Genomic DNA, 24,567 nt, shown 5'->3' with positions numbered 1-24,567 from the left:
GGCGGATCAGAGCGCGTCGAGCGCGGACGAGCGGCGGGTCTGCAGGCCGACGCCGAGGTCGGTGCCACGGAGCAGGAGCGAGGTGCCGCGCAGCGCGCTCTTCTCCGAGGCCAGCCGTCCCATCAGCCCCTTGACCTGCCGCTCCCACGCGGCGTGGGCCTTCTTCAGGGCCGGCGAGGTGTCCCAGCCGCCGCCGTCCTTGCCGGCGAACTCCCGTACCGCGGTGCCCGTGCTCTCCTCCGCGGTGGTCCCGGCCTTCCGCGTGCCGGGTTCGAGGTGCCGCTCGATGGCGTCGGCGGACGCCTTCTTCCGCGCGGGCGTCGACGCCAGGTCAGGCGCTCCGCCGCTTCGTTCCCGCTCGTCCCCGGCCATGTGCCCCGCCCCCGTCGATCCGCTCGCGTCCCTGTGACGATCACCCGAGGTGATCATGAAAAGTCTTCGCGACGGCGGCGGGCGCGTCCATGGGTGACGACACCCATCTCGGGGAACGCCGCGGGCCCGGCCGGTGATACGGGGGAGCCGGCCGGGCCCGGTTCGACGGCGCGCGCTGGCAGCGCCGGACCCGCCTCACGCTATGCGGCCACCAAGATCACCGCGATCCGCGTAACGCGGCCTCTGTCCGGAATGCGCGGTCGGCAACCGCCTCAGGGCGCGGCCCGCAGCGTCCGGGACGGCGACTCGCCGAACTTCTCGCGGTAGCAGGCGGCGAAGCGGCCCTGGTGCGCGAAGCCCCAGCGCCAGGCGACCTCGCTCACGCTCACCTCGTCCGGCTCCGCCGCCCGCAGCTCCTCCCTGACCCGTTCGAGCCGGACCTCCCGGACGTACGCCATCGGCGACATCCCGACGTACTCGCGGAAGGACTCCTGGAGCCGGCGCACGCTCACGCGCGCGTGGACGGCGAGTTCGGAGGTGGTGAAGGGGTGCTCGGGGCGCTCCCGCACCGCGTCCATGGCCCGCTTCACCGGTGCCGGGCGGCGCGGCCCCGCGGGGTGGGCGAGCTCGTCCCGCCAGGGGTGGTCGGCGGCCAGCAGCAGGCCGTTGAGCAACGCCTCCTGGAGCGGGCGCGCGACGAGTTCGTGGTGGGCGAGTCCCTCCCCGGCGAGCGCCTCGGCGGCGACCCGGCGGGCGAACCGCACCCAGCCGAGGCCGGGGCCCCGCGAGATGTCGAGGCCGGGCCGGAAGGCGAGGCCGCCCTGCGGCGGCCGGCCCAGCAGGCTCTCCAGCCGGTCGCGCAGCTCGGCGGCGCCGACCTTGACCGAGAGGATCCGCCCGTCGCCGCTCCAGCGGTCGAGGAAGGTGTCCCCGGCGGGGTCGAGGAGCAGCGCCTCGCGCGCGGAGGCCTGCACGGCCGGTCCGCGTCCCTGGCGCATCTCCATGGTGCCGCTGAGGGGGGCGTTGACGTGGTAGGCGCCGAGCTCGCCGAAGCTCATCCGGACGTCCGCCCCGCAGCTGAGGTCGCCGATGACGAGCGGCCCGAAGTCGACGATGTCGAAGCGGGCCTCGAAGGACCGGTGCTCGTCGACGACGTCCATCCGGCTCGCGTAGTAGCGCGCGTCGAGTTCCTGACGCGCCTCGTCGACGTCCCCGGTCTTGAAAGAGCTCCCGCCCACAGCACCCACGATGCGAAAGATAATTCATATGACCGACCCGCCCGGGACGGGCAGGATGCCCCCATGCCACGACCTCAGGGATTCAGCTACGAAGAGCGCAAGGACGGCTCGGTCGTCCTCACCCACCACGGCAGGCCCGCCGGGGTCCTGCGCGGGGCGAGGGCGGCGAAGTTCCTCGCCGAGGCGGAGTCCGGCGACCTCCAGCTGCTGATGGCCCGCTGGACCGGGGCGTACCGTTTCGGCAACGAGCGCCAGGCGCGGAACCACCCCCGTAACCAGGGTGGCGCAACCCGTCGTGGGTAAGGGAACGGCAAAGCGGCCCGGATCGTTGAGCCTGGCATGACCGCAATGACCCCCGGCTCGAACCTCCCGCTCACCGGCCCCCGTGTGGCGGTGGACGTCGCCGCCCCCGTGCGGCTCGACGTCTCGGGCCTGCTGCTCGGCGCCAACGGCAAGGTGCGCTCGGACGACGACTTCATCTTCTACAACCAGCCCGCGGGCCCCGGCGTCACCTACCGCTCCGGCGGCGGTGCCGCGCCGGACGCGATCCTGGTGGACACCGGCGGCCTGCCCGCCGGCATCGAGAGGATCGTGGTCACGGCCAGCCCCGACGCCGCAGGACAGACCTTCCAGGGCATCGAGCCCACCGCGACCGTCCGCGACGCCGACAGCGGCGCGGTCATCGCCACCTTCACCCCGCCGCAGCTGGCCACCGAGACGGCCCTGGTGGTCGTCGAGATCTACCAGCGCAACGGCGCCTGGAAGGTCCGCGCCGTCGGCCAGGGGTACGCGAACGGCCTGGCCGGCATCGCGACCGACTTCGGCGTCTCGGTGGAGGAGGAGCCCGCCGCCGCCCCCGCCGCCCCGGTCACCCCGGCCCCCGTCGCCCCGCCCGCGCAGTCCGGGCACACCCTGCCGTCCTTCACTCCCCCGCCGATGCCGCCGGCTCCCCCGGCGGACCCCCGGCTCGCCGCCGCGGCCCCGGCCGCCCCTGCCGCCCCCGCCGCCCCGGCTCCCACCGGAAAGATCAACCTCGACAAGGGCCGGGTCAACCTCCAGAAGAACCAGACGGTGTCGCTGGTCAAGGGCGGCCGGCCGCTGCTCTCCCAGGTGAAGATGGGCCTCGGCTGGGAGCCCGCCTACCGGGGCAAGGACATCGACCTGGACGCCTCGGTCATCGCGTACGGCCCCCAGCGCAACCACCTGGACAGCTGCTACTTCGGCAAGCTGACCATCCTGGGCGGTGCCGTCCGGCACTCCGGGGACAACCTGACGGGCGAGGGCGCGGGCGACGACGAGGTCATCACCGTCGACCTGGGCCGGCTGCCGGCCGACGCCACCGGCCTGGTCTTCACGGTGAACTCCTTCTCCGGACAGAAGTTCACCGAGGTCGCCAAGGCGTACTGCCGGCTGATGGACGCGGCGACCGGCGAGGAGCTGGTCCGCTTCGACCTGACCTCCGCCGAGCCGCAGACCGGCGTGATGATGGCCAAGCTCATCAAGCAGTTCTCCGGCGAGTGGGAGATGACCGCGATGGGCGAGTTCGTGAAGTCCCGGACGGTCCGGGGCATGGTGAAGCCGGCCGCCCAGGCACTCTGAGCGGCCGGCCGCGGCCGGCCGCGGCCGGCCCGCCGGGCGAAGGGCCGGCCCGCTAGGAGAACAGCGCGCTGTAGGCGTTGAGAGCGGGCTGGCCGCCGAGGTGGGCGTAGAGCACGGTCGCGTCGCGGCCGATCTCGCCGCGGTCCACCAGATCGATGAGGCCGGCCATCGACTTCCCCTCGTAGACGGGGTCGGTGACCATCCCCTCGGTGCGGGCGGCGAGCCGCATCGCGTCGAGGGTGGCCTCGTCCGGGACGCCGTAGACGCCGGCGTGGTAGCGGTCGTCCAGCTCCACGTCGGCGGCGGTGAGTTCGCGCTCGACGTCGATGAGGGCGGCGGTGCTCCGCGCGATCCGGGTGATCTGCTCGTGGGTCTCCGCGGGCTTCGCGGAGGCGTCGATCCCGATGATCCGGCGCGGCCGGCCGCCCTCCTCGGCGAGGGCGGCGAAACCGGCGACCATGCCGGCCTGGGTGGAGCCGGTCACCGAGCAGACCACCACCGTGTCGAAGAAGACCCCGAGCTCCCGCTCCTGCTCGGCCACCTCGTAGGCCCAGTTCGCGAAGCCGAGCCCGCCGAGCGGGTGGTCGGAGGCGCCGGCCGGGATGGCGTACGGCTTCCCGCCGCCCTCCTCGACCTCGCGCAGCGCCTGCTCCCAGCTCTCCTTGAAGCCGATCCCGAATCCGGCCCGCACCAGCCGCACGTCGGCCCCGGCGAGCCGGCTGATCAGGATGTTGCCGACCTTGTCGTAGACGGCGTCGGGCCACTCGACCCAGGACTCCTGCACCAGCACGCAGCGGAGCCCGGCGCGGGCGGCGACCGCGGCGACCTGGCGGGTGTGGTTGGACTGCACGCCGCCGATGGAGACGAGGGTGTCGCAGCCCTGTGCGAGGGCGTCCGCGACCAGGTACTCCAGCTTGCGGGTCTTGTTCCCGCCGTAGGCGACCCCTGAGTTGCAGTCCTCCCGCTTGGCCCAGAGCGTCGCGCCGCCGAGGTGGTGGCCGAGCCGTTCGAGGGGGTGGACCGGGGAGGGTCCGAAGAGGAGCGGATAGCGGTCGAAGTCGGTGATCGGCACGGGCGGCTCTCCCTGGGGTGGCGGACGGGGTCGAGGGGCCTTACGGCTCCGGCGGCGCGGGGATGCCCGTGACCTCGGCGACCTCGGTGGCGTCGTCGGCCAGCTGCTCCAGCGCGGCCCAGATCTCGCTGGTGATCCTGACCGCCTCGTCCGCGTCCCCGGCGGCGCAGGCGTCGATGAGGCGGGCGTGGAGCTCGGCGGAGGCGCAGCTGCCGGCGTCGCCGAAGAGCCGGCGCTCGATCCGGCGGATCAGCGGGGTGTAGCGGTCGATGGTGGCGGCGGCCGCGTGGTTGCCGCTGGCGCCGACGAGGACCTGGTGCAGTTCGTCGTCGGCGTCGAGGGCGGCCTCGACGTCGGAGGCGCGGACGGCGGCGGCGAAGCGCTCGTTGGCCTCGCGCATGGCGCGGATGGCCTCGGGTCCGAGCAGGGGCACGGCGGTGCGGGCGGCGAGTTCGTGCATCACCCGGACGACGGAGGCGGCGTCCCGGACGATCCGGCTGACCGGCCGGGTGACCCGGGTGTAGCTCTGCGGCTTGGTCTCGACGAGGCCCTCGACGGTGAGCCGGGCGAGGGCGTCGCGGACGGGGGCGCGGGAGAGCCCGAGCCGGTCGGCGAGGTCGGCGTCCTTGAGGAGGGCGCCGGGGGCGAGTTCGCCGCGCACGATCGCCTCGCGCAGCGACTCGTAGGCCCGGTCGCGCAACAGGGTCCGGCCCACCGGCATCAGAACGTCTTCCATGGACTGACAGGTTAGATGTCAGTCCACGGGGCGGACAGAGGATCTTGGAACCTGGCGGGAACCCGTCGCGAACCCGACGGGATTCCTCACAGTTCCCGTGAGGCCGGGGCCGCCGGCCGGGGTCAGCGGCGGGGCTGGCGGCGCCAGGGGCCGGTGATGGCGACCATGATGCCCGGGTTCTGGATGCTGGCGTAGAGGGTGTCGCCGTCGGGTGAGAAGACGACGCCGGTGAACTCGCTGTCGTTGAGGTCGTTGCGCGCGATCGGGTAGGTGCGGCCCGAGTCGGTGGCTCCGAAGAGGTGCGACACGCCCTCGCCGTCCTCGGCGAGGACGAGCCCGCCGTAGGGGGAGACGGTGATGTTGTCCGGGCCGTCGTAGGCCCCGTCCTGGTCCGGCGCGGTGTTGACGCCGAGCAGCACCTTGAGGGTGAGGGTCCGGCGCTTGGGGTCGTAGAACCAGACCTGGCCGTCGTGGGCGGCGCCGGGGCTCTCGTCCCGGGCGTAGGAGGAGACGACGTAGGCGCCGCCGTCGCCCCACCACATGCCCTCCAGCTTCCGGGCGCGGGTGACCCCGCCCTCGGCGAACTGCTTGCGCACGGGCGTGGTGCGGGCGTCGCGGTCGGGGACGTCCGCCCAGTCGACGCCGTAGACGGTGCCGATGCGGGTGGCGCGGGAGAGGTCGTCGACGAACCGGCCGCCGGAGTCGATGCAGCGGGCGGCCTGGAGGACGCCGGCGTCGTCGGCGAGCGGGCGGTACCGGCCGCGGCCGTGCTCGAAGCCGCGCGGGGGGACCCAGCGGAAGAGGAGGCCGTTGGGGTTGGAGGCGTCCTCGGTGAGGTAGGCGTGGCCCCGGCGGGGGTCGACGACGACGGCCTCGTGGTCGTAACGGCCGAAGAACTTGAGGGGCTTGGGGTCGAGGTTGGCCCGGTGGTCGCGGGGGTCCACCTCGAAGACGTACCCGTGGTCCTTGGTCATGCCGTTCTTGCCGGCGAGGTCGGAGTTCTCCTCGCAGGTCAGCCAGGTGCCCCAGGAGGTCCGGCCGCCGGCGCAGTTGGTGGAGGTGCCGGAGACGCCGACCCACTCGGCGGTGGTGCCGTCGCGCCGCACCTCGACGACGGTGCAGCCGCCGGCCGCGGCCGGGTCGTAGACGAGGCCCTCGGTGAGCGGGACGGGGTGGGCCCACTGGGAGCGGGCGCCCTTGAGCTCGTGGTTGTACACGATGTACGTGGTGCCGCGGGGGCCCGCGAAGGTGGCGGCGCCGTCGTGGTTGGAGGGGGTGAACTCGCCGCTCTCCAGGCGGGTGACGCCGGTGCGGGTGACGACGCGGTAGGCGAAGCCCTCGGGGAGGGCGAGGATGCCGTCGGGGTCGGCGGCCAGCGGGCCGTAGCCGAGGCGGTCGTGGCAGTGCCCGTGACCGCGGTCGTCGTCGTGGTCGTCGTCGCGGCCGGGGCCGCCGTGGGCGCGCTCGTCGCTCGCGAGGGCCTCGGGGGCGGTGGCGAGGACCCCGACGGCGCCGGTGAGGGCCAGACCGGCGACGGTGGACTTCTGGGTGAACTCTCTGCGGTTGAGCGCCATGGTGTGCGGACTCTCCCCAAGCTGAGGGCCGGATGTCGCGGACACCATCGCGCGCCCGCGGGAACGGCGGCTGAACGACGCGGGAACGGCCGCGGAGCGCCTTCCCCCGCTCCGGGGGAAGGCGCCGGGCGGCCGTCGCGGGAGGGGTCAGGCGGAGCCGGCGCGGGAGCGGGCCTTGAAGGCGGCCTTGCGGGCCTCCTTGGCGGCCGCCTTGTCGGGGTGGAGCCGGCCCATGGCGTCGAGGACGTCGGCGGTGGCGGGGTGCTCGACCCTCCAGGCGGTCTCCAGGAAGCCGGTGTGGCGGCTCGTCAGGCCCTCGACGAGTTCCTGGAGCTCGGCGAGGTCGCCGCCGGTGTCGAGCTGGGCGGCGATGGTGTCCACGGCGAGCCAGAAGATCATGGACTCCGGCGGCGGGGGCACGTCGGAGGCGCCGCGCTCGACGAGCCAGACGCGGGCGAGGCCGCCGAGCTCGGGGTCGTCGAGGACGGCGCGGACCACCGGCTCGGCGTCGGCGCCGACGAGGGCGAGGGCCTGCTGGCAGTGGAGGCGGCGGAGCGGGGACTCGGGGTCGGAGCCGCGGGCGGCGGCGAGGAGTTCGGCGGCGGCGGGCACCGGCTCGCGGCCGGCGAGCCACGCCTCGGTCTCGGCGCGGGCGGCGGACTCGGGGTAGCCGGTGAGGCCGGCGAGGAGGGCGTCGGCGTCCTTCTCCGCGAGGTCGCCGACGGCGGGGGCGTCGACGCCGGCCTCCAGCATGCGGGTGCGGACGCCGTAGAGGCCGAGCGGGGTGAGCCGGACCATGCCGTAGCGGGAGACGTCCTCGTCGTCGGCGGGCGGGGCGGGCTCCTCGCCCTCCTCGGCCATCAGGGCCTCGTCGACGGGCTGGTACTCGACGAGGCCGATCGGCTCCAGGAGCCGGAACTGCTCGTCGAGCCGCATCATCGCGTCGGAGACCTGCTCCAGGACGTCGTCGGTGGGCTCGCCCATGTCGTCGGGGACGACCATGGAGGCGGCGAGCGCGGGCAGCGGTACGGGGCCCTCGCCGGGGCCGCCCTCGCTGACGGTCAGCAGGTAGAGGTTGCCGAGGACGCCCTCCAGGAAGTCGGCCTCCGCCTCGGGGTCCCAGTCGAGGGTGTCGAGGTCGAGGCCGCCGTCCTCGTCGAGCAGCGGCTCCAGGTCGTCGAGGACGGGGGCCACGGCGTCGGCGAAGACGGCGTCGAAGGCGTCGAGCCAGATGCCGAGCACGTCCCGGGGTGCGCCGCCGGTGACGACGGCGAGGTTCTCGCCGGGGGCGGCGGTGCCGGGGGTGTCGTCGTCGGCGCCGTCCTCGACGTCGACCAGGCCGGTGTCGACGGCGAGCCGCCAGGCGTCGCCCGCCCAGTACTCGGCGTCCTCGTCGTCGCCGAGGCCGAGGACCGCGGCGGCGTCCGGCAGCTGCTCGTCGGCGAGTTCGCCGCCCGCGCCGACCCGGGTGTCGGGTCCGGCCCAGCGGGCGAGGCGGACGGCGTGGGAGAGGAGGGGGGCGGCCAGGGCTTCCCGAGCCAGCTCCGCGTCCGAGGGCAGCCGAACGGGGGGAAGGGTGGGGTGCTCCGCAGCCATGTGGGGGATCTCCTCGACGCGTGCGTGGATCGGTGGGGACGGGGTGCGGTCCGGAGTCGGACCGGTGGGGGCCGGCGGGCCGGCGTCCTCAGCGTAGACGCATCCGGGAGACCGTCCGCGGGTTCATGGAGCCGTCAGCCTTCGTACACCCGTCGACCCTTGACAAGTGGGGCGCTCTCACAAGAGATTGACGCGCGTAGATCTCTCTGCCGTTCCTCCAAGCAACCTCGGAGCCTCCTGATGTCTTCCTCCATACCGAGAACCGCCGCCGTCTCCGCGGTGGTCGCGGCCGCGCTCGCGGCCGGATTGCTCGCCGGCTCGCAGAGCGCCGCGGCCGAGGACACCGCCCCGGTCCGCATCCACGACGTCCAGGGCACCACCCGGGTCTCGCCGCTGGCCGGCCGGCAGGTCACCGGTGTGACGGGCGTCGTCACCGGCGTCCGCGGCTACGGCTCCTCGCGCGGCTTCTGGATGCAGGACCCGCGGGGTGACGGCGACCCGGCCACCAGCGAGGGCCTGTTCGTCTTCACGAGCTCCGCCCCCACGGTGGCGGTCGGTGACGCGGTGAGCGTCGACGGCACGGTCACCGAGTACGTCCCCGGCGGCGTGAACTCCGGCAACCAGTCGCTGACCCAGCTCTCCCGCCCGAAGGTCACCGTGGTCTCGCAGGGCAACGCGCTGCCCGCCCCGGTCACCATCGCGCCCTGGTCGGTGCCGGACGCGTACGCCCCCGAGGGCGACCCGGCGAACGGCGGCTCGATCAACGCCCTGCCGCTGGAGCCCGACGCGTACGCCCTGGACTACTACGAGTCGCTGGAGGGCACCAACGTCCGCGTCTCCTCCTCGCGGGTGGTCGGCGCCACCGACCCGTACTCCGAGCTGTGGGTCACGGTGAAGCCGTGGGAGAACCGCAACTGGCGCGGCGGCACGGTCTACGGCTCGTACGAGTCCCAGAACACCGGCCGGCTCCAGATCCAGTCGCTGATCCCGCTCGCCCAGCAGCCGTTCCCGAAGGCGAACGTGGGTGACTGGCTGGTCGGTTCGACCGAGGGCCCGCTCGACTTCAACCAGTTCGGCGGCTACACCCTGACCGCCCGCACCCTCGGCAAGGTCGTGGACCTCGGCCTGAAGCGCGAGGTCACGCAGAAGCAGCACAAGAACGAGCTGGCCGTGGCCACGTACAACGTGGAGAACCTCGACCCGACCGACCCGCAGGAGAAGTTCGACGCGCTCGCGAAGGCGGTCGTCGAGAACCTCGCCGCGCCGGACGTCCTGGCCCTGGAGGAGATCCAGGACGACAACGGCGCCAAGAACGACGGCACGGTCTCGGCCGAGCAGACGCTGAAGAAGTTCACGGACGCGATCGTGGCGGCCGGCGGCCCGGCGTACGCGTGGCGCTCGATCGACCCGGAGAACAACAAGGACGGCGGCGAGCCCGGCGGCAACATCCGTCAGGTCTTCCTCTACAACCCCGAGCGGGTCTCCTTCGTGGACCGCGCGGGCGGCGACGCGACCACCGCGACCGGTGTCACGGGCTCGAAGGGCCGCGCCGCCCTCACCCTCTCCCCCGGCCGGATCGACCCGGCGAACGCGGCCTGGGAGGCCAGCCGCAAGCCGCTCGCGGGCGAGTTCAGCTTCCGCGGCCGCACGGTCTTCGTCATCGCCAACCACTTCGGCTCGAAGGGCGGCGACGAGTCCCTCGTCTCCCACCACCAGCCGCCGAACCGTTCCTCCGAGGCCAAGCGCCTCCTCCAGGCGCAGGCTGTCAACGCCTTCGTGAAGGAGATCACGGCGGTCGACAAGCACGCGGACGTGCTCGTCGTCGGCGACATCAACGACTTCGAGTTCTCGGCGACCACCGAGGCGCTCACCGACGGCGACGTGCTCTACCCGGCCGTGGAGTCGCTGCCCCGCTCCGAGCGCTACTCGTACGTCTACCAGGGCAACAGCCAGGTTCTCGACCAGATCCTGACCAGCCCCGGGGTGCGCCGCTTCGAGTACGACAGCGTGCACATCAACGCCGAGTTCGCGGACCAGAACAGCGACCACGACCCGCAGGTGCTGCGCTTCCGCCCGTAGTCCGGCAGGCCCCGCTACGCGCCCGCGCTCAGGCTGAGCGCGGGCGCGTACCTGCGCACCCGGCCGCCGGCGAGCGCCGGGTGGTGGTGCACCCGCGCCCACGCCTCGCTCAGCGGGGCCTCGTCCGCCAGCCACTCCTCGTGGGCCCGCTCGCTCTCCCACTCGGCGTAGTTGAGGACCCGGCCGCCGTCGGTGGAGAGGTGGAACCGGCCGCTGATCCCGCCGGGCACGGGCCGCCTCACCGCGTCCTCCTCCAGGGCCTCGAACACCCGGTCCACCCACTCCTCCCGGCGCCCCGCGTCGGACGGGTCGAAGTCGGCCTCGACGATGACGACGACCCCGGGCAGCCTCTCCGCGTCCGGCCCGCTCCGGACGGTGGAGCGGTGGATCGGCCCGTAGCGGCGGAGCTCGACCCGCTCGATGTCCGGCACGGCGGCCTCGATCTCGGCGTTCCGGTCGTCGCGGTAGGTGCGGACGTAGTCGTCGTACGCCTGCTGCCCGGTCCACTGCGAGTAGTGCAACAGCGTCTCCCCGTCGGTCCCGGCGAGGACGCTGTACGAGAGCAGCCCGAGGTCCGGCCACGCGCGGCTCTCCCACGCCTTCCGGATGGCCTCGACGGCCGCGCGCTGGCGCTCGGGGGTGCCGACCCTCCAGGTGCTGACGAGGACGGCGCCGACCCCGGGACGGTCGAGGTCGGGGCGGGCATCGGGGTGTGCGACGGCGTTCATGGGGTGTCTCCTCCTGCTCGGTGCGGACGGTTCGACCCTCCACCCTCAACCTTGGTCGAGGTCAAGGGGGTCCGCCGTGGAAGACTGCGCGCCATGATCCTTCGCCCCGCCACCCGCGCCGAACTGCCCGCCGTCCTCGCCCTGCTCGCCGACGAGGACCGGGTGGTGGACCCCGCCTCGGTCCCCGTCACCGAGGCGTACGAGCGGGCCTTCGCGGCCGTCGACGCCGACCCGCGCAACGAGATGCTGGTCCTGGTCGACGACGGCCTGGTCCTCGGCTGCCTCCAGGCCACCTACGTCCCGGGCCTCGGCAGGGGCGGCGCCGAGCGGGCCCTGATCGAGGCGGTCCGGATCCGGGCCGACCGGCGGGGCGGCGGCCTGGGCCGCCTGCTGATGGACCTGGCGGCGGACCGCGCCCGGGCGCGCGGCTGCACCCTCGTTCAGCTGACCAGCGGAAAGGCCCGCGCCGACGCCCACCGCTTCTACGCCTCGCTGGGGTACGCCCGCAGCCACGAGGGGTTCAAGCTCGCCCTCTGACCGGGGTCCGTTCACTCGAACTGAACGTTCCGCCCAAGAAGATCTAAGTGGACCTGAACGATGGCGTCCGCCCAGACTTCCCCCATGAGCACTCCAGGAACGCACCGCCCGTTCGGCCGCAGCCTCTGCGCGATGGTCACCCCCTTCACCGACTCCGGCGCCCTCGACCTCGACGCGGCCGGGAAGCTGGCCGCCCGGCTGGTCGGGGAGGGGTGCGACGGACTGGTCCTCAACGGCACCACCGGGGAGTCCCCGACCACCTCGGACGCCGAGAAGACGGCGCTGGTCCGGGCGGTCCGGGAGGCGGTCGGCCCGGCGCCCGCCCTGGTCGCCGGCGTGGGCACGGCGGACACCCGGCACACCGTGGAGCTGGCCCGCCGGGCGGAGGCGGCCGGGGCCGACGGGCTGCTCGTCGTCACCCCGTACTACAGCCGCCCGCCGCAGGACGCGGTCGCCGCCCACTTCCTGAAGGTCGCGGACGGCACCGGACTCCCCGTGATGGTCTACGACATCCCCGGCCGCACCGGCACCCGCGTCGAGCCCGACACCATGCGCCGGCTCGCCGCGCACCCGCGGATCACGGCCGTCAAGGACTGCTCGTACGACCTGCTCGCCGCGGCCCGGCTGATCGCCGAGACCCCGCTCGCCTACTACTCCGGCAGCGAGGAGCTGAACCTGCCGCTGTACGCGGTCGGCGGCGCCGGCTTCGTGAGCACGGTCGCCAACGTGGCGCCGCGTCAGACGGCCGCCGTCCTCGACGCGTACGACGCGGGCGACACCGCCCTGGCGGCCCGGCTGCACGCCCGCACGCTCCCGCTCGTCGAGCGGATGATGGCGGCCGGCCTGCCGGGCACCGTCACCGTGAAGGCGCTGCTCGGCGGCCCGGTGAGGGAACCGCTGCGGCCCGCCGGCCGGGAGACGGCCGACGAGCTGCGCGCGCTCCTGGAGGAGCTGGTATCAGCCTGAGTCGACGGTGGAGGTGCGGCCGAGGATCGCCGCGTGCTCCAGCACGTCCTCCAGCGGGTCGTCGATCTGACCGGTGTGCAGGCTGAGGCTGGGACCGTTGGTCACGGTCGGCCCGTTGTGCGTGTGCGTCTCGTCGGCCCGGGCGGCCCCCGCCGGCAGCAGCACAGCCGCCGCGGTGAGCACCCCCGCGACCATCGGCTTCGTCCTCATGTCCACTCCTCGCCTCGTCTCTCGGCGGAGCACCACGCTCCGTAGTGACAACGCTCCGTGACCGGAAGGGTTGTCGTCCGGTCGCGGGCGTTCCGGAGGACGGGCCCCGAGGCACGCCCTCGCGGGCGCTCCACGGGGAGCGGCCGACCGTCCTCCCGGCCGGCCGGGCCTGGCCGGGAGGACGGCCGGGCCGTCAGTTGTGGCTGTGCAGGATGTCGTTGAGGCCGCCCCAGACCGCGTTGTTCGGGCGGGCCTCGACGGCGCCGGTGACCGAGTTGCGGCGGAAGAGGATGTTCGAGGCGCCGGAGAGGTCACGGGCCTTGACGACCTGGCCGTCGGGCATGGTGACCCGGGTGCCGGCGGTGACGTACAGACCGGCCTCGACGACGCACTCGTCGCCCAGCGCGATGCCGACGCCCGCCTCGGCGCCGACGAGGCAGCGCTCGCCGATGGAGATGACGACGTTGCCGCCGCCGGAGAGGGTGCCCATGGTGGAGGCGCCGCCGCCGATGTCGGAGCCGTCGCCGACGACGACGCCGGCGGAGATGCGGCCCTCGACCATGGAGGTGCCGAGGGTGCCGGCGTTGAAGTTGACGAAGCCCTCGTGCATGACGGTGGTGCCGGCGGCGAGGTGGGCGCCGAGGCGGACCCGGTCGGCGTCGGCGATGCGGACGCCGGCGGGCGCGACGTAGTCGGTCATGCGGGGGAACTTGTCGATCGAGGTCACCTGGAGGTGCAGGCCCTCGGCGCGGGCGTTGAGCCGCACCTTCTCGATGTCGTCGACGGCCACGGGGCCGAGCGAGGTCCAGGCGACGTTGGCGAGCAGGCCGAAGACGCCGTCCAGGCTCTGGCCGTGCGGCTTCACCAGGCGGTGGCTCAGCAGGTGGAGGCGGAGGTAGGCGTCGTGGGCGTCGAGCGGCTTCTCGTCGAGCGAGGCGATGGCGGTGCGGACGGCGACCACCTCGACGCCGCGGCGGGCGTCCACGCCGAGGGCCTTGGCGGCGCCCTCGCCGAGGGCGTTCACCGCCTCGTCCGGGGAGAGCCGCGTGGTGCCGGCCGGGCCGGGCTCGTCGGTGAGCTCGGGGGCGGGGAACCAGGTGTCGAGGACGGTGCCGTCACCGGCGATGGTGGCGAGGCCGGCGGCGACGGCGCCGGTGGTGCGAGGAGCAGTGGTGGTCATGACGGAAAACCTAACGTCCGGGGCACCGCGCGGGCCAACCGGTCTCAGGGGCCGGTCGGGCGGACCGGAGCTTCCGACGAGTCCCGGACCGGCTCGTCCGTGCCTTCGTTCAGGATCCGCGCGATCATCTCGCGCGTGTACGCCTCGTCGTACGGCGTGTCGGTGAGCAGCGCCTGGAGGCCGATGCCGTCGATGAGGGCGACGAGGGCGCGGGCGGTCGCCCGTCCGGTGTGCGGGGCGAGGACGGTGACGACCTCCTCGGCCCATTCGGCGGCGACGGGGCGCAGGGCGGGGCGGCGCAGGGCGGCGAGGTAGATCTCGTACTCCAGCTCCACCTGGCCCCGGTCGGCCCCGAGCCACCCGCCGAGCAGCCGGGCGATCCCGGCGGGGAGCTCCTCCCCCGCGCGCAGGGTCGCGCCGCGCAGTTCGGCGGCCCAGCTCGTGTTGAGCTTCCGCAGGGCGGCGACGAGGAGTTCGTCGAGGGAGCCGAAGTGGTACGTGGTGGAGCCGAGCGGCACGTCGGCCTCGGCGGCGACGGCGCGGTGGCTCAGCCCCGCGATCCCGTCCCGCCGGACCACCCGCAGGGCGGCGTCCACGATCCTCTCCCGGCGCTCGGGGTCGTAGCGGCGGGCCCGGGCCATCAGTGCGCCCCGCCCAGGTTGAGCACGGCGACCCCGGCGACGATGAGGACGATCCCGGCGATCTTGGCGAGGCTCAGGGTCTCGCCGAGGAAGAGGATCCCGATGCCGGCGACGGCGGCCGTGCCCACGCCGGACCAGATCGCGTAGGCGGTGCCGACCTGGAGGGTCTTGAGGGCCTGGGCGAGCAGCGCGAAGGCGATGACGTACCCGGTACCCGTGAGGAGCGAGGGCCAGAGCCTGGTGAAGCCCTCGCTGTACTTCATGGAGGTGGTGGCGATGATCTCGGCCGCGATGGCCCCGGCGAGCAGTCCGTAACCCATGTGTACGAGGGTACACATCATTGTGTACAGGTGTACACAACGATCGCGGGCGGCCTGGTCCGGCAGCCGGGGCGAGCGGACGCGAAGAGGCCCCCGGCGCGATGCCGGGGGCCTCTCCTCGTACCGTCGTCGATCAGACGTTGAAGCCGAGCGCGCGCAGCTGCTCGCGACCGTCGTCGGTGATCTTGTCCGGGCCCCACGGGGGCATCCAGACCCAGTTGATCCGCAGCTCGTTGACGATGCCGTCGGTGGCCGCGCGGGCCTGGTCCTCGATGACGTCGGTCAGCGGACAGGCCGCCGAGGTCAGCGTCATGTCGAGCGTCGCGATGTTCGCGTCGTCGATGTGGATCCCGTAGATCAGGCCCAGGTTGACGACGTCGATGCCCAGCTCGGGGTCGACGACGTCGTACAGCGCCTCGCGGACTTCTTCCTCGGAGGCCGGCTTCATCGTGGCCTCGATGTTCTCGGTCATGCCGACTTCCTCACAGACTTCTGGTCGTCTCCGCCCAGGGCCTGGGCGGTCGCGTCCTTCCACGCCATCCAGCTGAGCAGCGCGCACTTCACCCGGGCCGGGTACTTGGAGACGCCGGCGAACGCGACCGCGTCCTCCAGGATCTCCTCCATGGCGTCGTCCGGCTCGATCTGGCCCTTGGACTGCATCAGCTCCAGGAAGGTGCCCTGGATCTTCTGCGCCTCGGCCAGCTCCTTGCCGACCAGCAGCTCGTTGAGGACGGAGGCCGAGGCCTGGCTGATGGAGCAGCCCTGACCCTCGTACGACACGTCCTCGATCCGCTCGCCGTCGTACTTCACGCGGAGCGTGATCTCGTCGCCGCACGTCGGGTTGACGTGGTGCACCTCGGCGTCGCCGTCCCGCAAGCCCCGCCCGTGCGGGTGCTTGTAGTGGTCCAGGATGACGTCCTGGTACATCGAATCCAGCTTCACAGCTCAGCCGCCCTATCCGAAGAAGTTACGGACGTGCTCCAGCCCCTCGACCAGGGCGTCGACCTCGGCCGGAGTGGAGTACAGGTAGAACGACGCCCGCGTGGTCGCAGGAATTCCGTACCGCAGGCAGACCGGCCGCGCGCAGTGGTGGCCGACTCGGACCGCGATGCCCTGCTCGTCGAGGACCTGGCCCACGTCGTGCGGGTGGATGTCGCCGAGCGTGAAGGAGATCGCCGCGCCGCGGTCCTCGGCCGTGGTGGGGCCGATGATCCGCAGGTCCGGGACCTCCTGGAGGCGGCGGACGGCGTACTCGGTGATCGCGTGCTCGTGACGCGCGATGTTCTCCATGCCGATCGCCGACAGGTAGTCCACGGCCGCGCCGAGGCCGACGGCCTGGGCGATCGGGGGCGTACCCGCCTCGAACTTGTGCGGGGCCGGCGCGTAGGTGGAGGAGTGCATCGAGACGGTCTCGATCATCTCGCCGCCGCCGAGGAAGGGCGGCAGGTCCTCCAGGAGCTCCTGCCGTCCCCACAGCACGCCGATGCCGGTCGGGCCGCACATCTTGTGGCCGGTGAAGGCCACGAAGTCGGCCTGGAGCGCCTGCACGTCGAGGACCTGGTGCGGGGCCGCCTGGGAGGCGTCGATGCAGACGAGCGCACCGACCTCCTGGGCGCGCCGGACGATGGTCTCGACCGGGTTCTGGGTGCCGAGCAGGTTGGAGACCAGCGTGAAGGAGACGATCTTCGTCTTCTCCGTGATGACCTCTTCGATGTTCGACAGGTCGAGACGGCCGTCGTCGGTGAGGCCGAACCACTTCAGCTTCGCGCCGGTGCGCTGCGAGAGCAGCTGCCACGGGACGATGTTGGAGTGGTGCTCCATCTCCGTGATGGCGATCTCGGTCTCGTGGTCCACGCGGTAGGGCTCGTCGGCCCAGCCCAGCATGTTGGCCACGAGGTTGAGCGACTCGGAGGCGTTCTTGGTGAAGATCACCTCGTTGCGGCTCGGCGCGTTGATGAAGGCGGCGACCTTGTCGCGGGCGCCCTCGTACAGCGCGGTGGCCTCCTCGGCGACCGTGTAGACGCCGCGGTGGACGTTGGCGTTGTGACGCTCGTAGTAGGCGTTGAGCGCGTCGAGGACCTGCCGCGGCTTCTGCGAGGTGGCCGCGGAGTCCAGGTACACGATCTTCTTGCCGTCGTGGACCGTGCGATCCAGGAGCGGGAAGTCCTTGCGGATCGCCTCGGTGTCGAGGAGGCCGGTCAGCCCCTGATGGGCGGAAGTCACGCGGATGCGCCACCCTTCACGTACTTGTCGTAGCCCTCGTTCTCCAGCTGGTCGGCGAGCTCGGCACCGCCGGACTCGACAATGCGGCCGTTCGCGAACACGTGCACGAAGTCGGGCTTGATGTAGCGCAGGATGCGCGTGTAGTGGGTGATGAGGAGGGTGCCGACCTCGCCCGTCTCGCGGACGCGGTTGACGCCCTCGGAGACGATGCGCAGGGCGTCGACGTCGAGGCCGGAGTCGGTCTCGTCGAGGATCGCGATCTTCGGCTTGAGCAGTTCGAGCTGAAGGATCTCGTGGCGCTTCTTCTCGCCGCCGGAGAAGCCCTCGTTCACGTTGCGCTCGGCGAAGGCCGGGTCCATGGAGAGCTTCTCCATGGCCTCGCGGACCTCCTTGACCCAGGTGCGCAGCTTGGGGGCCTCGCCGCGGATGGCGGTGGCGGAGGTGCGCAGGAAGTTGGAGACCGAGACGCCGGGGACCTCGACCGGGTACTGCATGGCGAGGAAGACGCCGGCGCGGGCGCGCTCGTCGACGGACATCTCCAGGACGTCCTCACCGTCGAGGGTGACGGTGCCGCCGGTGATCGTGTACTTGGGGTGGCCCGCCAGGGAGTACGCCAGGGTCGACTTGCCGGAGCCGTTGGGGCCCATGACCGCGTGGGTCTCACCCTGCTTGATGGTCAGGTCGACGCCCTTGAGGATCTCGCGGGGGCCGTTCTCCGCCTCGACGGAGACGTGCAGGTCGTGGATTTCGAGCGTTGCCATGGGTGACTCAGGACTCCTGGGTGACGGAGACGAGCACATCGTCCCCTTCGATCTTTACGGGGTACACGGGGACGGGGCGCGTCGCGGGAAGGCCGGACGGCTTGCCGGTACGGAGGTCGAAGCTGGAACCGTGCAGCCAGCACTCGATGGCGCAGTCCTCGACCTCGCCCTCCGAGAGGGAGACGTTCGCGTGCGAGCAGATGTCGTTGATCGCGAACACCTCGCCCTCGGTGTGGACGACCGACACCGGCGTGCCGTCGACCTCGACCCGCTTCGGGGTGTCGGCCTCCAGCTCGCTCAGTGCGCAGACTCGGACGAAGGCCATCAGACGGAGGCCTCCAGCTCGGCCTCGACCTTGGCGATCAGGCGCTCCTCGACGTCCGGCAGGCCGATCTGCTGGACCAGCTCGGCGAAGAAGCCGCGGACGACGAGGCGGCGGGCCTCGGTCTCCGGGATGCCGCGGGCCATCAGGTAGAAGAGCTGCTCGTCGTCGAAGCGGCCGGTGGCGGAGGCGTGGCCGGCGCCGGCGATCTCGCCGGTCTCGATCTCCAGGTTCGGCACGGAGTCGACCCGGGCGCCGTCGGTGAGGACGAGGTTCCGGTTGAGCTCGTAGGTGTCGGTGCCCTCGGCGGCGGCCTGGATGAGGACGTCGCCGATCCAGACCGCGTGCGCGTCCTGGCCCTGGAGCGCGCCCTTGTAGGCGACGTTCGAGGTGCAGTGCGGGGTGTTGTGGTCGACCAGGAGGCGGTGCTCCTGGTGCTGGCCGGCGTCGGTGAAGTACAGGCCGAAGAGCTCGGCCGTACCGCCGGGGGCGGCGTAGCTGACGCGCGGGTGGAGACGGACGACGTCACCGCCGAAGGTGACGACGACCGACTTGAAGGAGGCGTCCCGGCCGAGCAGCGCGTTGTGCTGCGCGACGTGGACGGCGTCCTTCTCCCAGTCCTGCACGGAGACGACGGTGAGCTTGGCGCCGTCGCCGAGCACGAAGTCGACGTTGGCGGCGAGCACCGCGTCACCGGTGTGGTCGATGACGACGACGGCCTCGGCGAAGGCTCCGAGCTCGATCACCTGGTGGCCGAAGGCGGTGCCGCCCTGGCCGTGCACGGCGATCCGGATCGGCTCGGCGAGGACGGCCTCCTTGGCGACGGTGACGACCGACGCCTTCTCGAAGGAGGAGTACGCCTGGGCGGCGACGCGGTCGACGGGCTTGCCGGCCTTGCCGAGGCGCTCGTCGTCGCGGCCGACGGTCTCCACGGTGACGCCCTCGGGGGCCTCGATCTCGACCCGGACGCCCTCGCCGGTGGCGACGGCGGTGCCGTCGTGCAGACCGCGGAGGCGGGCCAGCGGGGTGAAGCGCCACTCCTCCTCGCGGCCGTGCGGGATCGGGAAGTCCGCGACGTCGAAGGACGGCGGGGCGCTCATGCGGGTGGCGACGGTGGACTCGGCGGCCACCGCGATCGAGCCGGCGGTGGTGGAGCCCGCCGGGATGTTCTGAGCCTCAGCCATGGCTGTCGTGTTGCTCTCTTCCTGCGTAAAGAATCAGTCGCTGCGGTACGGGCGGGGCGGTGGCGGTACTAGCCGACCGCGCCCTCCATCTGCAGCTCGATCAGCCGGTTCAGCTCCAGCGCGTACTCCATGGGCAGCTCCTTGGCGATCGGCTCGACGAAGCCGCGCACGATCATCGCCATGGCCTCCTGCTCGGTGAGACCGCGCTGCATCAGGTAGAAGAGCTGGTCCTCGGAGACCTTGGAGACGGTGGCCTCGTGGCCCATGGTCACGTCGTCCTCGCGCACGTCCACGTAGGGGTACGTGTCGGAGCGGGAGATCGTGTCGACGAGCAGCGCGTCGCAGAGGACGTTGGACTTGGCGCCGGGGGCGCCCTCGCCGATCTCGATGAGGCCGCGGTAGGAGGTGCGGCCGCCGCCGCGCGCCACCGACTTGGAGACGATGGACGACGAGGTGTTCGGGGCCATGTGGACCATCTTGGCGCCGGCGTCCTGGTGCTGGCCCTCGCCCGCGAAGGCGATGGAGAGGGTCTCGCCCTTGGCGTGCTCGCCCATCAGGTAGACGGCCGGGTACTTCATGGTGACCTTGGAGCCGATGTTGCCGTCGACCCACTCCATGGTGGCGCCCTCGTAGGCGACGGCGCGCTTGGTCACCAGGTTGTAGACGTTGTTCGACCAGTTCTGGATGGTCGTGTAGCGGCAGCGGCCGCCCTTCTTCACGATGATCTCGACGACCGCGGAGTGCAGCGAGTCGGAGGAGTAGATCGGGGCGGTGCAGCCCTCGACGTAGTGGACGTAGGCGTCCTCGTCGACGATGATCAGCGTCCGCTCGAACTGGCCCATGTTCTCCGTGTTGATCCGGAAGTAGGCCTGGAGCGGGATCTCGACGTGCACGCCCTTCGGCACGTAGATGAACGATCCGCCGGACCAGACGGCCGTGTTCAGCGAGGCGAACTTGTTGTCGCCCACCGGGATGACGGTGCCGAAGTACTCCTTGAAGAGCTCCTCGTGCTCCTTCAGCGCGGTGTCGGTGTCGACGAAGATGACGCCCTGCTCCTCCAGGTCCTCGCGGATCTGGTGGTAGACGACCTCGGACTCGTACTGGGCCGCGACACCGGCGACGAGGCGCTGCTTCTCCGCCTCCGGGATGCCGAGCTTGTCGTACGTGTTCTTGATGTCCTCCGGCAGTTCCTCCCAGGAAGCGGCCTGCTTCTCGGTGGACCGCACGAAGTACTTGATGTTGTCGAAGTCGATGCCGCCGAGGTCGGAGCCCCAGGTCGGCATGGGCTTCTTGTCGAAGAGGCGCAGACCCTTGAGACGCAGCTTCAGCATCCACTCGGGCTCGTTCTTCTTCGAGGAGATGTCGCGGACGACTTCCTCGCCCAGACCGCGCTTGGCAGTGGCGCCGGCCGCGTCCGAGTCGGCCCAGCCGTACTCGTACCGACCCAGGCCCTCGAGCTCGGGGTGGCTGATCTCGGTGGTCATGCGGGGTTCCTCCCGGCCGTGCTTGCGGATGCTGATTCGTCGGTCTGTGGGGCGCTGTGCGGGATGAACGTGGTGCAGACGCCGTCACCGTGGGCGATGGTGGCCAGGCGCTGGACGTGCGTTCCCAAGAGGCGGGAGAAGATCTCCGTTTCCGCCTCGCACAGCTGGGGGTACTGCTCGGCGACGTGGGCCACCGGGCAGTGGTGCTGGCAGAGCTGCTCGCCGACCGGCGCGTTACGCGCAGTGGCAGCGTACCCGTCCGCCGTCAGGGCCTTGGCAAGCGCCTCGGCCCGCCGCTCCGGCTCGACCGACTCGACGGCCTCGCGGTAAGACTCCGCCTGGGCCTCGAAGCGGTCACGGGCGAAGGCGGCCACGGCGGCCTCCCCGCCGGCGTTCTGCTCGATCCAGCGGAGCGCCTCGACGGCGAGGGAGTCGTAGGACTGGTCGAAGGCGTCCCGGCCGCAGTCGGTGAGCGCGAAGACCTTGGCGGGACGGCCGCGGGTGCGGGCGCCGTAGACGCGCTTCTCGCGGGCCTCGACGACCTGCTCCGCGACGAGCGCGTCGAGGTGCCGGCGGACGGCGGCCTGGGTGAGGCCCAGCCGCTCCGCGAGGTCGGCGACGGTGGACGGCCCGTGATCCAGGATGGACCGCGCGACCCGGTTGCGTGTGGACCGCTCTCGGGTCGCGAGTTCCTCCACCGGAGCCGCGCCAAGGTTTTTCACAACGCCATTGTTGCGTAATTAATCAGGCAGTGACAAGCGCCACCGGGAGCGGCGGCGATGGCGTGCGTCACTCAGGTAAGGCTTACCTGACCTGCGGAAACGATCATTCGTGGGATGAATCGAGCCCCCGGGCCGACCCGCCCACCAGCACCTCTCCTAGACTTCCCGGCATGCGAAACGAGCCCGACGGCACCGCCGACACCGCCGTCCGCGTCCGCGGCCTGGTCAAGCGGTACGGCACCAAGACCGCCGTCGACGGTCTCGACCTCGACGTGCGCACCGGCACCGTCACCGCGGTCCTCGGCCCCAACGGAGCCGGCAAGACCACCACCGTCGAGACCTGCGAGGGCTACCGGAGGCCGGACGCCGGCACCGTCCGCGTCCTCGGCCTCGACCCGGTCGCCGACGCCGCCGCCCTGCGCCCCCGCGTCGGCGTGATGCTCCAGTCCGGCGGCGTCTACTCCGGCGCCCGCGCCGACGAGATGCTCCGCCACATGGCGAAGCTGCACGCCCACCCGCTCGACGTCGACGCCCTGATCGAGCGGCTCGGCCTCGGCTCCTGCGGCCGGACGAGCTACCGGAGGCTCTCCGGCGGCCAGCAGCAGCGGCTCGCCCTCGCCATGGCCGTCGTCGGCCGCCCCGAACTCGTCTTCCTCGACGAGCCCACCGCGGGACTCGACCCGCAGGCCCGCCGGGCCACCTGGGACCTCGTCCGCGAACTGCGCGCCGACGGCGTCACGACCGTGCTCACCACGCACTTCATGCAGGAGGCCGAGGAGCTGGCCGACGACGTCGCGATCGTCGACGCCGGGCGGCTCGCCGCCCAGGGCAGCCCCGAACAGCTCTGCCGCGGCGGCGCCGAGAACACCCTCCGCTTCAGCGGCCGCCCCGGCCTCGACCTCGGCTCCCTGCTCAAGGCGCTCCCGGACGGCACCGAGGCCGCCGAGCCGCTCCCCGGCTCGTACCGGATCACCGGCGCCGTCGACCCCCAGCTGCTCGCCACGGTCACCACCTGGTGCGCCCAGCACGGCGTCATGCCCGACCGCATCTCGGTCGAGCGCCACACCCTCGAAGACGTGTTCCTGGAACTGACCGGCAAGGAGCTGAGGTCATGACGGCGGGCAGGACCGGGATCTGCCGGGGGTCCGGGGGGCGTCCCCCGGGAAAGCACAGCATGGAACCGACGGGCAAGGAGCTCCGGTCGTGAGCGCAGGCATCTACTCCCCGAAGCCGGGGGCCGCCCCCGTCGGACGGATGATCGCGGCCCAGACCGCCCTGGAGACCCGGATGCTGCTCCGCAACGGCGAGCAGCTCCTCCTCACGGTGATCATCCCCTCCCTCCTCCTCGTGCTCTTCTCGACGGTGGACGTCGTCGACACGGGCGCCGGCGAGGCCGTCGACTTCCTCGCCCCGGGCGTGCTCGCGCTCGCCGTGATGTCCACCGCCTTCACCGGCCAGGCCATCGCCACCGGCTTCGAGCGCCGCTACGGCGTCCTCAAGCGGCTCGGCGCCTCCCCGCTGCCCCGCTGGGCCCTGATGACCGCCAAGACGCTCTCCGTGCTGGTCACCGAGGTCCTCCAGATCGCCCTGCTGACCGCCATCGCGCTCGGCCTGGGCTGGTCGCCGCAGGGCGGTCCGCTCTCCGTGCTGCTCCTGCTGGTCCTCGGCACGGCCGCCTTCTCCGGGCTCGGGCTGCTCATGGCCGGCACGCTCAAGGCCGAGGCCACCCTCGCCGCCGCCAACCTGGTCTTCCTGCTGCTCCTGGTCGGCGGCGGGGTGATCGTCCCGCTGGAGAAGTTCGGCGCGGCCGGCGACGTCCTGGCGCTGCTGCCCATCTCCGCCCTCTCCGACGGCCTCAGGGACGTCCTCCAGGGCGGCGCGGGCATGCCGTGGGCCGACGCCGGGATCCTCGCCGTCTGGGCGGTCCTGGGGCTCGGCGCGGCGGCGCGGTTCTTCCGCTGGGAGTAGCGGGTTCCCCTCAGAGGGTGACGTTTCCCGACAAGGCACCCCTCGTGAAAGCGTGCACAAGCCCCCGCCTACGATAGGGCCCGTGCAGACCCCCCTCGCCTTCATCGCCCAGCGCTGGACGCCGTCCCCCCGGATCCTCCGGCGCGCCGCGCTCTCCGCCGTCGTGATGAGCGTGCTCATCATCGTCACGGGCGGCGCGGTCCGGCTGACCGGTTCCGGCCTCGGCTGCGACACGTGGCCCAAGTGCACCGACGACAGCCTCATCGTGACGCCCGAGCAGGGCTACCGCGGCCTGATCGAGTTCGGCAACCGGATGCTGACGTACGTCCTGTCGGCCGCCGTCGGCTGGGCGATCATCGCCGCCCGGTCGACCAAGCCGTGGCGGCGGAACCTCACCCGCTGGGGCTGGGCACAGTTCTGGATCGTGATGAGCAACGCCGTCCTCGGCGGCATCACCGTCTGGATGGGCCTCAACCCCTGGACCGTGGCCGGCCACTTCCTCGCCGCGAACGCGCTGCTGACGGTCGCCCTGATCACCTGGCACCGGGCCGGCGAGGGCGACACGCCCGCGCGCCCGCGCGTGCCCGGGCCGGTGCGGAAGCTGTCCTGGGCGATCACGATCGCCTCGGGTCTGCTCATCGCGCTCGGCACCACGGTGACCGGCGCGGGCAAGCACGCGGGCGACAGCAGCGACGTGCCCCGCATGCCGTGGGACTGGACGGCCGCGGCCCACCTGCACGCCATCGCCGCCTGGGTCGTCTGCGCCCTCGCCGTCGCGATGTGGCTGGTCCTGCGCGTGGTCGACGCCCCGGACGACACCCGCGCCCGCGCCCGCGAGCTGCTGATCGTGCTGCTGCTCCAGGGCGGCATCGGCTACGTGCAGTACTTCACCGGCGTCCCGGAACTCCTGGTGGCCGTCCACATGCTCGGCTCCTCGCTGATGTGGATCGCCGTCCTGCGCCTGGCCCTGAGCCTGCGCGAGCGTCCGCTGCCGACGGCGGACATCCCGGCCCAGGCCGAGCCGGTGCCGGCGACGGCCTGACGTACCCCCCGAC

General features: G+C 72.3%; 27 protein-coding genes. 8 read left to right on the top strand and 19 right to left on the bottom strand.

Features of this window, described 5'->3' with window-relative positions; all coding sequences use genetic code 11:
• Positions 1–6: 6 nt before the first annotated feature.
• A complete protein-coding gene (locus ACFYT9_RS29800) occupies positions 7–372 on the bottom strand; it encodes a hypothetical protein (protein ID WP_389168835.1) in 366 nt (121 codons plus the stop codon).
• Between the two features lie 272 nt (positions 373–644).
• Positions 645–1,610: an AraC family transcriptional regulator gene (locus ACFYT9_RS29795; RefSeq protein WP_389168833.1), complete on the bottom strand. Its 966-nt coding sequence runs from the start codon at positions 1,608–1,610 to the stop codon at positions 645–647.
• Positions 1,611–1,673: 63 nt separating this feature from the next.
• On the opposite strand from ACFYT9_RS29795, the gene ACFYT9_RS29790 reads away from it, so the two are divergent.
• The gene (locus tag ACFYT9_RS29790; protein ID WP_376597160.1) at positions 1,674–1,913 is read left to right on the top strand and encodes a hypothetical protein; all 240 of its coding nucleotides are present in this window, start codon (positions 1,674–1,676) and stop codon (positions 1,911–1,913) included.
• A gap of 45 nt (positions 1,914–1,958) precedes the next feature.
• Positions 1,959–3,209 (top strand): TerD family protein, encoded by a 1,251-nt coding sequence (locus tag ACFYT9_RS29785; protein ID WP_387280310.1) that lies wholly within the window; start codon positions 1,959–1,961, stop codon positions 3,207–3,209.
• A gap of 52 nt (positions 3,210–3,261) precedes the next feature.
• On the opposite strand, the gene ACFYT9_RS29780 is transcribed toward ACFYT9_RS29785, so the two are convergent.
• The 4 genes from ACFYT9_RS29780 to ACFYT9_RS29765 form a co-directional block, all read right to left on the bottom strand.
• Entirely contained in the window at positions 3,262–4,281 is a 1,020-nt protein-coding gene (locus ACFYT9_RS29780) for a 1-aminocyclopropane-1-carboxylate deaminase (RefSeq protein WP_376597163.1), read from the bottom strand.
• Positions 4,282–4,321: 40 nt separating this feature from the next.
• A complete protein-coding gene (locus ACFYT9_RS29775; RefSeq protein WP_376597165.1) occupies positions 4,322–5,017 on the bottom strand; it encodes a GntR family transcriptional regulator in 696 nt (231 codons plus the stop codon).
• A 122-nt stretch (positions 5,018–5,139) separates the two neighbouring features.
• Complete coding sequence (locus ACFYT9_RS29770) at positions 5,140–6,591, bottom strand: alkaline phosphatase PhoX (RefSeq protein ID WP_387280304.1); 1,452 nt, start codon at positions 6,589–6,591, stop codon at positions 5,140–5,142.
• Between the two features lie 147 nt (positions 6,592–6,738).
• Positions 6,739–8,187 (bottom strand): hypothetical protein, encoded by a 1,449-nt coding sequence (locus tag ACFYT9_RS29765; RefSeq protein ID WP_389168830.1) that lies wholly within the window; start codon positions 8,185–8,187, stop codon positions 6,739–6,741.
• Positions 8,188–8,427: 240 nt separating this feature from the next.
• Between ACFYT9_RS29765 and ACFYT9_RS29760 the strand changes: the two genes are divergently transcribed.
• A complete protein-coding gene (locus ACFYT9_RS29760) occupies positions 8,428–10,266 on the top strand; it encodes an endonuclease/exonuclease/phosphatase family protein (protein ID WP_389168828.1) in 1,839 nt (612 codons plus the stop codon).
• Between the two features lie 14 nt (positions 10,267–10,280).
• On the opposite strand, the gene ACFYT9_RS29755 is transcribed toward ACFYT9_RS29760, so the two are convergent.
• Positions 10,281–10,994, bottom strand: a complete 714-nt coding sequence (locus ACFYT9_RS29755) for an antibiotic biosynthesis monooxygenase (protein ID WP_389168826.1) — start codon at positions 10,992–10,994, stop codon at positions 10,281–10,283.
• Between the two features lie 93 nt (positions 10,995–11,087).
• On the opposite strand from ACFYT9_RS29755, the gene ACFYT9_RS29750 reads away from it, so the two are divergent.
• Positions 11,088–11,531 carry a GNAT family N-acetyltransferase gene (locus ACFYT9_RS29750; protein ID WP_389168824.1) on the top strand — a complete coding sequence of 148 codons (444 nt, stop codon included), beginning with the start codon at positions 11,088–11,090 and terminating at the stop codon, positions 11,529–11,531.
• Between the two features lie 84 nt (positions 11,532–11,615).
• Positions 11,616–12,497: a 4-hydroxy-tetrahydrodipicolinate synthase gene (dapA, locus tag ACFYT9_RS29745; protein ID WP_389168822.1), complete on the top strand. Its 882-nt coding sequence runs from the start codon at positions 11,616–11,618 to the stop codon at positions 12,495–12,497.
• Here the strand turns inward: dapA and ACFYT9_RS29740 are convergent.
• From ACFYT9_RS29740 to ACFYT9_RS29685, 12 genes are all read right to left on the bottom strand, one after another.
• A complete protein-coding gene (locus ACFYT9_RS29740; RefSeq protein ID WP_376595989.1) occupies positions 12,489–12,707 on the bottom strand; it encodes a hypothetical protein in 219 nt (72 codons plus the stop codon). The genes dapA and ACFYT9_RS29740 overlap by 9 nt on opposite strands.
• A 193-nt stretch (positions 12,708–12,900) precedes the next feature.
• Positions 12,901–13,887 carry a 2,3,4,5-tetrahydropyridine-2,6-dicarboxylate N-succinyltransferase gene (dapD, locus tag ACFYT9_RS29735; protein ID WP_376595990.1) on the bottom strand — a complete coding sequence of 329 codons (987 nt, stop codon included), beginning with the start codon at positions 13,885–13,887 and terminating at the stop codon, positions 12,901–12,903.
• 44 nt (positions 13,888–13,931) lie between these two features.
• Positions 13,932–14,528: a TetR/AcrR family transcriptional regulator gene (locus tag ACFYT9_RS29730; protein ID WP_389168820.1), complete on the bottom strand. Its 597-nt coding sequence runs from the start codon at positions 14,526–14,528 to the stop codon at positions 13,932–13,934.
• Positions 14,528–14,848 carry a multidrug efflux SMR transporter gene (locus ACFYT9_RS29725; protein ID WP_360312850.1) on the bottom strand — a complete coding sequence of 107 codons (321 nt, stop codon included), beginning with the start codon at positions 14,846–14,848 and terminating at the stop codon, positions 14,528–14,530. The genes ACFYT9_RS29730 and ACFYT9_RS29725 overlap by 1 nt, the downstream gene beginning before the upstream one ends.
• Before the next feature lie 133 nt (positions 14,849–14,981).
• Positions 14,982–15,320: a metal-sulfur cluster assembly factor gene (locus tag ACFYT9_RS29720; protein ID WP_376595993.1), complete on the bottom strand. Its 339-nt coding sequence runs from the start codon at positions 15,318–15,320 to the stop codon at positions 14,982–14,984.
• Positions 15,317–15,790: a Fe-S cluster assembly sulfur transfer protein SufU gene (sufU, locus tag ACFYT9_RS29715; protein WP_376595994.1), complete on the bottom strand. Its 474-nt coding sequence runs from the start codon at positions 15,788–15,790 to the stop codon at positions 15,317–15,319. Before sufU ends, ACFYT9_RS29720 begins: the two co-directional genes overlap by 4 nt.
• Before the next feature lie 12 nt (positions 15,791–15,802).
• A complete protein-coding gene (locus tag ACFYT9_RS29710; RefSeq protein ID WP_169085948.1) occupies positions 15,803–17,071 on the bottom strand; it encodes a cysteine desulfurase in 1,269 nt (422 codons plus the stop codon).
• Complete coding sequence (sufC, locus tag ACFYT9_RS29705; protein ID WP_376595995.1) at positions 17,068–17,832, bottom strand: Fe-S cluster assembly ATPase SufC; 765 nt, start codon at positions 17,830–17,832, stop codon at positions 17,068–17,070. Before sufC ends, ACFYT9_RS29710 begins: the two co-directional genes overlap by 4 nt.
• 7 nt (positions 17,833–17,839) lie before the next feature.
• Positions 17,840–18,157, bottom strand: coding sequence for a bifunctional 3-phenylpropionate/cinnamic acid dioxygenase ferredoxin subunit (locus ACFYT9_RS29700; RefSeq protein ID WP_030322524.1), 318 nt, complete (start codon positions 18,155–18,157; stop codon positions 17,840–17,842).
• The gene (gene sufD / locus ACFYT9_RS29695) at positions 18,157–19,338 is read right to left on the bottom strand and encodes a Fe-S cluster assembly protein SufD (protein WP_360312841.1); all 1,182 of its coding nucleotides are present in this window, start codon (positions 19,336–19,338) and stop codon (positions 18,157–18,159) included. Before sufD ends, ACFYT9_RS29700 begins: the two co-directional genes overlap by 1 nt.
• Before the next feature lie 68 nt (positions 19,339–19,406).
• Positions 19,407–20,822: a Fe-S cluster assembly protein SufB gene (gene sufB / locus ACFYT9_RS29690; protein ID WP_189850670.1), complete on the bottom strand. Its 1,416-nt coding sequence runs from the start codon at positions 20,820–20,822 to the stop codon at positions 19,407–19,409.
• On the bottom strand, positions 20,819–21,544 hold the full coding sequence (locus ACFYT9_RS29685; protein WP_376595996.1) for a helix-turn-helix transcriptional regulator: 726 nt from the start codon (positions 21,542–21,544) through the stop codon (positions 20,819–20,821). The genes sufB and ACFYT9_RS29685 overlap by 4 nt, the downstream gene beginning before the upstream one ends.
• Before the next feature lie 170 nt (positions 21,545–21,714).
• Between ACFYT9_RS29685 and ACFYT9_RS29680 the strand changes: the two genes are divergently transcribed.
• The 3 genes from ACFYT9_RS29680 (at position 21,715) to ACFYT9_RS29670 (ending at position 24,554) form a co-directional block, all read left to right on the top strand.
• On the top strand, positions 21,715–22,659 hold the full coding sequence (locus ACFYT9_RS29680) for an ABC transporter ATP-binding protein (protein WP_389168816.1): 945 nt from the start codon (positions 21,715–21,717) through the stop codon (positions 22,657–22,659).
• Positions 22,660–22,747: 88 nt separating this feature from the next.
• The gene (locus ACFYT9_RS29675) at positions 22,748–23,512 is read left to right on the top strand and encodes an ABC transporter permease (protein ID WP_389168814.1); all 765 of its coding nucleotides are present in this window, start codon (positions 22,748–22,750) and stop codon (positions 23,510–23,512) included.
• A 73-nt stretch (positions 23,513–23,585) separates the two neighbouring features.
• A complete protein-coding gene (locus ACFYT9_RS29670) occupies positions 23,586–24,554 on the top strand; it encodes a heme A synthase (protein ID WP_376596013.1) in 969 nt (322 codons plus the stop codon).
• Positions 24,555–24,567 lie beyond the last annotated feature (13 nt).

Origin of the sequence: Streptomyces sp. NPDC004435 (genome assembly GCF_042873895.1) — a bacterium.
Taxonomy (GTDB): Bacteria; Actinomycetota; Actinomycetes; order Streptomycetales; family Streptomycetaceae; genus Streptomyces.
The sequence above is the reverse complement of the archived record's forward strand: the minus strand, read 5'-3'. Positions and strand labels throughout refer to the sequence as shown.